Genomic DNA, 9,162 nt, shown 5'->3' with positions numbered 1-9,162 from the left:
TGGGACTTTTTTTCTACACAAAAATAGGCTCCATAATATCTATAGGGGATTTACCCACTACAAATATTATAGAGCCCTTCATTATTCAACTATCTCGGAAAACCTCAAAAGTTGGTAGAAAGTTTTGCAATCGTCTTTCTAAAGTTAAATGATAAAAGGAAAATATATAAAAATGAGATAAAGCAATCGTTTTACAAGGTTAGTTTTAAATAAATATACAAAAATAATGATAAAAAATAACGAAGATTTAAATATAAAAAGAGGGTAGAAAATATTCAGAAAATAGGAACAAAAGCGACAATTTTAAAAATTATGACCCTTATAAAATGCTGATAATTCAAGTAAAATGTTACCTAAATTTTACTTAGAAAATTGTTATTTTTTTGAAAAATTATAAATCAAATATCTTGTGTAATGAGATAAGATGTGATATTATTTATATACATGTTAATTGTGAATTATATAAAATTTCCTCTCGATTATGTAAAGAAATTGTTGATGGATTTTTTTGGAAATTTTTAACTAACATGATGAAAATAAAAGGAGGTTGTTGGGCTCAATGAAAGGCAAGCAACAACAAGATTTTAGAGTAGAAAAGTACATCCGTTATGGGATTCGTAAATACAGTTTTGGAGCAGCATCAGTAGCGATTGCGGCTGGTTTAATGTTCTTAGGAAATGGAGCAGTTTCAGCGACAGAGGTACAAAGTGCGGAAACTACCGTAGCAGCAACTCTAGCTGAAAAATCTGATCAGAATACCACAGAAGTAAAGCCAGAAATTGGAAAAACTACGGAAGCAAAAACAGAAGTTAAAGCAGAAGAGACTAAAAAAGTAAATAAAGCTGTTCTTGAAGCAAGTATTACTACTTTAGAATCTAAACTTTCAACTACTAAGAATGCAGACCCTTCAGTTATAGCCAATGCTCGTGAAGCCTTAGCTACTGCAAAAGCTGTTTTAGCAAATGAAGCAGCTAAGCAAGAAGAGGTAGATATCCAAAAAGATATTCTCTCTGCATTGGGAACAGTTGTAACTGAATCAAATAAACTTGGATTAGAGAAAGAACAGGCTGATAAAGACAAGGTAGCAAAAGCAGAAGCAGAAAGAAACGCTACACCAACAGAAAAAGCAGTTTCTGAAGCAACAACTGTCTTGACACAAGTTTCATCAGAAGCTGATGTAACTAATACACTTGCTGCTACAGAACTTCGTAAAAAAGAGGTATCAGAAGAAAATAGAGTAGCAGTTGAAGCTGCAGTTGCTAAAAACCAAGCTGTCCTAGCAGAAACGAACAAATTGTTGGCAGATAAGAGCTTGACAAAAGAACAAGTGGATGCCCAATTGAACCGTTTGAACGAGTCTATTCAGGCAGTTTATGATGAATTGAAACGAAACGGTATTGGTCGTGATGGTAACTATAGTGTAGCGTTATCAGCTGATGAAGGATACACTAGAAATTCAACAGAGTTAAGAAAAGAAAACGGTGAATTTCTTACAGCTACAGGTAAATCATATAAAACATTAGACGGTAACGATAAATATAGAATATACGTTCACGGATACCAATCAGAAAATACAGAAATTGGAGCAGCTAACAGTGGAAGACCAGATGTAGGTGGACGTACAGATATTCCTTTATCAAAAACTGAAGCTCAAAAACTAGCAAAAGAAGCACTTTTATGGAAAGGTAAAGTTCGTGCTAGTGGAAAAAATAACGGTAATAATACCTGGGGAGCGGGTGGACCTTACGAGTACCTAGCAACTGAAATTTATGGTTATACTTACGAACAAGGAACTCACTATGTATATATTACAGATGTGAAAAAACGTTTCAGTTTATCACAAGAAGCAGAGGCAGCAGGTTATTCGATTAAAAAAATTGACCTTAGTAACTTGATTCCAGGTACTGGGTATAATGAAAAAACAGACACAGTAGAAGGGTATGCAGCATCTAACCTTCAAAATGGTGTTTATGATATGCGTTATATCGTAACAGTTGAAAAAGATGGACAATCTCAACAGGTTACTTTCCGTGATTTAACAGCTGGTTGGATTGGCTGGCAAGACTCATCAGCTCCATCTATTTTAGGAACATCTAAAATGGTTACAATCGGAGATGAAGTAGACCATGACATTAAATATGTAGATAACGAGGGAATGAATAAAGATGAAAGAGCTGGATATGTGTATGCAGATAACGGTTCTAAAGTAGTAGCAGGTTCTAAAACTGCTCCATCTACATCAAAAGCAGCAACATTTACAGCTATTGATGGAACAAAAATAAGAACAATGACATCACCTCAAACAGTTAATGCTCATACTACGTTAAATGGTGTTTACACAGGTCAAGACGCTTCAGTTGCAGACGTAATTCCAGGATTAAGTTATAATCCGACAACAGGGAAAATTCATGGAACAGCTTCAGAAGCTGGAATCTATACTGTAGCTGCATTAGCAAAAGACTACAATAACGCTACAAACGCTAAGAATGTTGACTGGAATATGGACGGGCAAGAAGCTCACGAAAATATTACAATTGCAGTAGCACCAAAAATTACAGTATCTAACGTAGAAGCTTATGCAACAAAAGTTCCTGTAACAGTATCAAACGGAGCAAATAAAGCAGAAATCACGATGCCTGATGGGACTGTAACAAACTTAGTTGTCAAAGATGGAAAATGGACTGTAGGCGCAGGAACTACGAATAAAGCAGTAAAAGAAGGCGATCAATTAGCAGATGCTTCAGCAACAGCACCAACTAAATTCGAATTACCTGTAACTTCAGATTCAACACAATATGTAGGAATTAATAGTATCGAAGCAAAAGCCTCTACAGATAAAGTTCGTGCAGATATTCAACGTGAAATTGCAACAGTAAAAGATGCAGCTGGAAAATCTTATACAGCGACATTTAACCGTGCAACAGGTAAATATACTCTTGCTAATGAAGATGCATACGTATTAAAAGATAATGGAGACGGAACATCAACTTTAACAGAACGTCGTGTATATACAGATGCAAAAGCAAATGGAGATGTTGATTTTATTGTTTATGAATTTACACGTACATGGAATGCAACTTCTTCAGCAGCTAATTTAATTGATAAAGTAGCAGAAATTCGTAAAAATGGTGAAGTAACTGCAGTAGGAGACGTAACTCGTACAGTTACAGCTGTGCCAAGAGAACAAACAGCTGATAAACAAGGCCTTATTGTTACAGTGAAGTATGATTCAGCAACAAAACAATGGACAGCTTCTGACGGTTCAACAGTAACAGCTAAAGAATCTAATGCAGGATGGTCAATTGAAACATCTTCAGGATTCAAAGGGTATGTATCTTATCGTGAAGCAATTGGAAATGATGTAGCATCTATCCAAAATGATAAACCGACTGCTTCATCTACAAGCTATGCTGAAACAAAAGATAACTCTGTAGATTTACTAAAATCTCCTAAAGCAAATGTAGAATTTGAAGATGTTATTGATGATAAATCAGATGATGCTGAGTCAGAAACTATCAAAACTAAATTAACAGTAACAGCTCCAGATGGAACTAAGAAAGAATTTAACTTAGCAGATGCGGAAGAAAAAGCTTATATTCAAGCACAACGTACAGCTGCAGAAAAGACACAAGCAGCAGCAACGGCGATTGAAGATGTTCGAGTAGCACAAAATGAACTTGCTGGTATTCAAGAACAAGTAGACCGTCAAGTACAAATGATTGCAGACGCAGAAGCAGCATTAGCGAACCTAAAACTTCGTACAATTTCTGTAACAGCGAAAGACTTAGCTGAAAAGAAACTTAAAGATGTAAAAGACTTCAAAGCTAGCTTAGATGAGAAATTAAAAGAAGCTCAAGGAAAACTTCCTGAATTAACAGCGAAAGTTACTTCAAGTCGTCAAGAAGCTTTAGAAGCAGAAAAAGCGGTAGAAGCAGCACGTACAGCATTAAAAACAAAAGCTGCAGAAAACTTATCAAATCCAGAAGTTGCAGCTTATACATTAGGTCAATACGGATCTTACAAAGTAACAGTAAGAGCTGTTGACTCAAACGGTGTTGTAACAACTCCAACAGTAGGAAAAACAGATGCTGGAGAAGTTACAGAAGACGCAGTTGCAGAAACAACTTACTACATCGTAGTTTCTAAACCTGAAAAATCATCTGGTGCAGAAGGTCAAGAACAAACTGATTCAATGGAAACAGGATTCAAGACTGGATTACCAAATAATGCAGAAGTATCTGACTACAAACTAGTAGATCCAGTATCAGGTAAGAAAACAGATTCTGTAACGACTGAAGAAGGTACGTATGCTATTGATGGAACTACAGGAGCAGTATCATTTACACCTGCACCAGGCTTTATCGGTAATGCTAAACCATTAACAGTGGCAGCTAACGTAACAATTACAGGAGATGACGGTCAACCAGTAGTAGTAGAATCTACAACGACTTATACACCAACAGTATATGGTGTTAAACCAAAAGATGATAAAACAACTGGAAAACAAGGTCAAGTTCAAACTTCAATTCCAGGAAGTGAAAGATTCTCAGCATTAAATACAACAGCGAATACTCCAGATAATACAAACGTAGACTGGACAACAGCTAAGTACTCATTAGAAGGTGCTAATGAAGAAGGTAAGGTTGTAGTTGAAGGAGAAGGAACATACGCTATTGACCCAACAACAGGTGCAGTGACATTCACTCCAGAACCAAGCTTCAAAGGACAAGCGAAAGGGGTAGAAGTAAAAGTATCTGTAACAGCAACTGATTCAGAAGGAAACAAAGTTGAAGTTACATCTAGTGGAGATTACACGCCAGAAGTTGAAGCAGTAGAACCAACTGCAGAACCTAAAGAAACTTCTGGAAAACAAGGCAGACCACAAACTCAAGATGCGACTACAATGTTCAAAGAAGGTGACAAATCAGCACCAATCGATAAGTCGACAATCAAACTTGTAGACCCAACAGGTGCAGAAGTCACAACAATGCCAGCTCTTAAAGATGGAAAAGAAGTGGGTACTTATACTTTAGACCCAGAAACTGGAGTGATTACATTCCAACCGAATAAAGACTTCACTGGAACACCAGATCCAGCGAAAGTAACTGCGGCAGACAAAAACGGAACAAAAGTTGAAACAACTTACACTCCAACTGTTACTCCAGTAGTACCAGAAGGACAAGATAAAACTACTACAAACCTTCAAGGATTACCTCAACAAAGTAAAGTGAAATTTACCGAAGGAGATCCGGAATTCCCAATCGACGATAAAGTACCTGCGACGTTCGAAGATGGAACGACTACAAAAGTAGTACCAGGAGAAGGTACATACACAGTAGATCCAGATGGAACAGTTCACTTCCAACCAGAAAAACAATTCACAGGTGTAGCTAAAGGTGTAACTGTAAAACGTGTCGATACAAACGGAACACCAGCTACAGCGAAATACACACCGATTGTTAAACCAGTAGTACCAGAAGGATTCGATAACATTACTACAGGAGTACAAGGTCAAGAACAAAAAGGTAAACCTTACTTTAAACCAGGTAATGAAGCAGTGCCGATTAATTACGATGCTCCAGCAACATTACTAGATCCAGAAACGAAGAAACCTGTTCCTTCAAATGAACTTCCAGCGAAAGATCCAGAAGGAAATGTAATCGGTAAGTATACTTTAAATCCGACTACAGGAGAAGTGAAATTCACACCAATAGATAAATCTTATGTAGGGCCAGTACAACCAGTAACAGTTCAACGTGTTGATAAAAACAATACACCGGCAACAGCTGATTATACTCCAGTAATCGTAGGAGTTAAACCAACGGCTAAGCCAGCTGAATCAACTGATGTACAAGGTGCAACTCAAAAACAACCAATTACGTTCAAAGGTGGAACTGCAGACTTAGAAGATCCAGCTGGAAACCCAATTAAATCAGATCCAGTTCCGGTTAATCCAGGTTCAGTTACATTAGTAGGTGAAAATGGAAAACCAACTGATGAAGTAGTTGTAAAAGATCCAAAAGATCCTAATAAAGTAATCGGTAAGTATACTCTTGTAAAAGAGCCTGGTAAAGATCCAGTTGCAGTATACACACCAGAAGACAAAACATACGTAGGAAAAGTTCCGACGGTAACGATTCAAGCAGCAGATATGAACGGAACTCCAGTAAGAACTACGTACACACCTAACATTAAACCTGTTAAACCAACAGCAACACCAGCTAAAACAACAGATATTCAAGGTAAAGCACAAACAGGATTACCAGAATTCAAAGGTGGAACAGTATCGATTAACGGTGAAGAGAAAGTTGTTCCAATTGATGAAACAAAAGCTCCAAAACTAATTGATCCAACAACAGGAGAGCCAACTGACAAAGTTGTAGTAGAAGGAGAAGGAACATACACAATCGAAGATGGAAGAGTTAAATTCCAACCAGAACCACAATTCACAGGAACAGCTACAGGTGTAGAAGTTCAACGTGAAGATACAAACGGAACACCTGTAAAAGCTAAATACACTCCAACAGTAACTCCGGTTAAACCAACAGGAGAAGATGTTACATCAGAAGATATTCAAGGTGCTAAGCAAACAGGTACACCAGTATTCAAAGGTGGAGATGATGAATTCCCTATCGACAATAAAGTACCAGCGAAACTAATCGATCCAGAAACAGGAAAACTAACAGATGAAGTTGTAGTAGAAGGAGAAGGAACTTATACTATCGACAAAGATGGTAATGTAACATTCACTCCGAAAAAAGACTTCACAGGACAAGCGACAGGTGTAACTGTTCAACGTCAAGATACGAACGGAACAACAGTTCAAGCGCGCTACACACCTAAAGTGAAAGGTGTAACTCCAACAGCAACACCAGCTAAATCTAAAGATATTCAAGGTAAACCACAAACAGGATTACCAGAATTCAAAGGTGGAACAGTAACGGTTAACGGTGAAGAAAAAACTGTTGAGATTGATGAAACAAAGGCTCCTAAACTGATTGATCCAGAAACAGGAGAACCAACTGATGAACCAGTAGTAATTCCTGGAGAAGGAACATACACAATTGAAGATGGTAAAGTGAAATTCCAACCAGAACCACAATTTACTGGAAAAGGAGAAGGGGTAGAAGTTCAACGTGTTGATAAGAATGGAACACCAGTAACAGCTAAGTATACTCCAAAAGTAGTACCAGTAACACCAACTGGAGAAGATGAAACATCAGTAGGACCTAAAGGTCAAACTCAAAAAGGAACACCAGTATTCAATGGTGGATCAGCGAAAATCAACGGTAAAGAAGAAACTGTTGAAATTGATAAGGATGTACCAGCTAAACTAGTTGATCCTAAGACAGGAGATCCAGTTGATTCTGTAACAGTTGAAGGCGAAGGAACATACACAATTGATCCTAAGACTGGCGAAGTAACATTTAAACCAGAACCAGAATTCTTAGGAACAGCTACAGGAGTAACTGTACAACGTGTAGATAAAAACGGAACAGAAGTAACGGCTAAATACACTCCAACAGTAACACCAGTAACAGCGACTGTAGACAAAACTTCAGAAGGACCTAAGAATACTCCTCAATCTGAAACTCCAGAATTCACAGGAGATGTTGACTTAGATGTACCACCTACGTTTGATGATGGAACAACTACAAGGGTGGTAGAAGGAGAAGGAACGTATACAATCGATAAAGATGGTAAAGTAACATTCACTCCAGACCCAGAATTCACAGGTACTGCAGATGGTATAACTGTCGTTAGAAAAGATAAATTAGGTAAAACTATTTCTGCTACTTACACACCAACAGTACGTCCGGATACTGAATTTGTAGATGAAAATGGAAATCCAATTAAAGGATATCCAAGCGAAGATGGAACAACACCGAAGAAAGATATTCCTGAGTATCGTTATGTAGAAACAGTAACAGACGAACACGGAAACACTAGACATATCTATAAACAAGTTGTAACCTTCTTCAAGGATAAAGAAGGAAAAGAAATTCCAAATTATCCTGTAGAAAAAGGGACAACGCCGAAGAAAGATAATGTTCCAGAATACAGATTCGTAGAAACGAAGAAACTACCAAATGGAGATACAGAACACGTATACGAAAAAGTTAAAACTTCATTCAAGGATAAAGAAGGAAAAGAAATTCCAAATTATCCAACAGAAGAAGGAAAACAACCGAAGAAAGATATCCCAGGATACAGATTCGTAGAAACAAAACCACTGCCAAACGGAGATACAGAACACGTATACGAAAAAGTAACAACATTCTTCAAAGATAAAGATGGTAACGAAATCAAAGACAAAGAAAGTGGATTTGTAGATAAGAAAGACATTCCAGGCTACCGCTTCGTAGAGACTAAGAAATTACCAAACGGCGATACAGAACACGTTTATGAGAAAGTTTCAACACCACTTATTCCTCAAACAGAGCCAGGTAAACAAATTACAACAACTTGGACAGATGAAAAAGGAAATCCATTGAAACCAATGGAACCAGGTTCTAAAGAACCAGAAACAATTCCAGGTTACGAATATGTGAAGACTGTGACAGATCCAAATGGAAATATCAGACATATCTTCAAGAAAGTTGAGATGCCAACTCCAAGACCGGTTGAACCAAGTCAACCAGTTTCTCCACAAGAGCCAACAAGCCCTGAGAAACCAGTAACTCCAGACATGCCAGTAGTACCTGAGCAACCAAAACAACCAGCAACACCTAAATATGTTGAGGGTCAAAAAGAATTGCCAAATACTGGTACAGAAGACAATGCCCGTCTTGCGGCACTTGGACTTCTTGGAGTCTTGAGTGGATTTGGACTTGTAGCTCGCAAGAAGAAAGAAGATTAATTAAATCTATCTGATAAACGAATATAGCAGAAAACCAATGATGTAAAAGTCATTGGTTTTTTGAAATTTCCAATTTTTTTCCGAAAATGGATTTGCTAATATTCGATAAAAAATGGTAAAAAATGCTTTTAATATTACTAAAAAGAGGATGAATACTTAAAAATAAAACATATTTATTATTATAAGTAATAAAAATAAGTTTAAAAAATAAAATTTATTTATTATAGGCTAAATTCCCAAACTAACTTCCACCGTTAATCCAAGTGGAAGTTAGTCTGATAAAAATCGTAAAAACCAGTGGA

1 protein-coding gene is annotated in these 9,162 nt (G+C 37.1%); it reads left to right on the top strand.

The window, feature by feature from the left end; all coding sequences use genetic code 11:
- Positions 1–559: 559 nt before the first annotated feature.
- Positions 560–8,860 (top strand): Ig-like domain-containing protein, encoded by an 8,301-nt coding sequence (locus tag QP439_RS08500; RefSeq protein ID WP_285389509.1) that lies wholly within the window; start codon positions 560–562, stop codon positions 8,858–8,860.
- Positions 8,861–9,162: the final 302 nt, after the last annotated feature.

The organism is Streptococcus sp. UMB1203 (assembly GCF_030217725.1).
In the GTDB taxonomy this organism is placed as follows: Bacteria; Bacillota; Bacilli; order Lactobacillales; family Streptococcaceae; genus Streptococcus.
Note: the sequence above shows the minus strand (reverse complement) of the source record. Positions and strands in the feature narration are given on the sequence as shown.

Excerpts from the sequence above, each read along its gene's own strand:
- QP439_RS08500 (WP_285389509.1), top strand. The coding sequence starts at position 560 with ATGAAAGGCAAGCAACAACAAGATTTTAGAGTAGAAAAGTACATCCGT.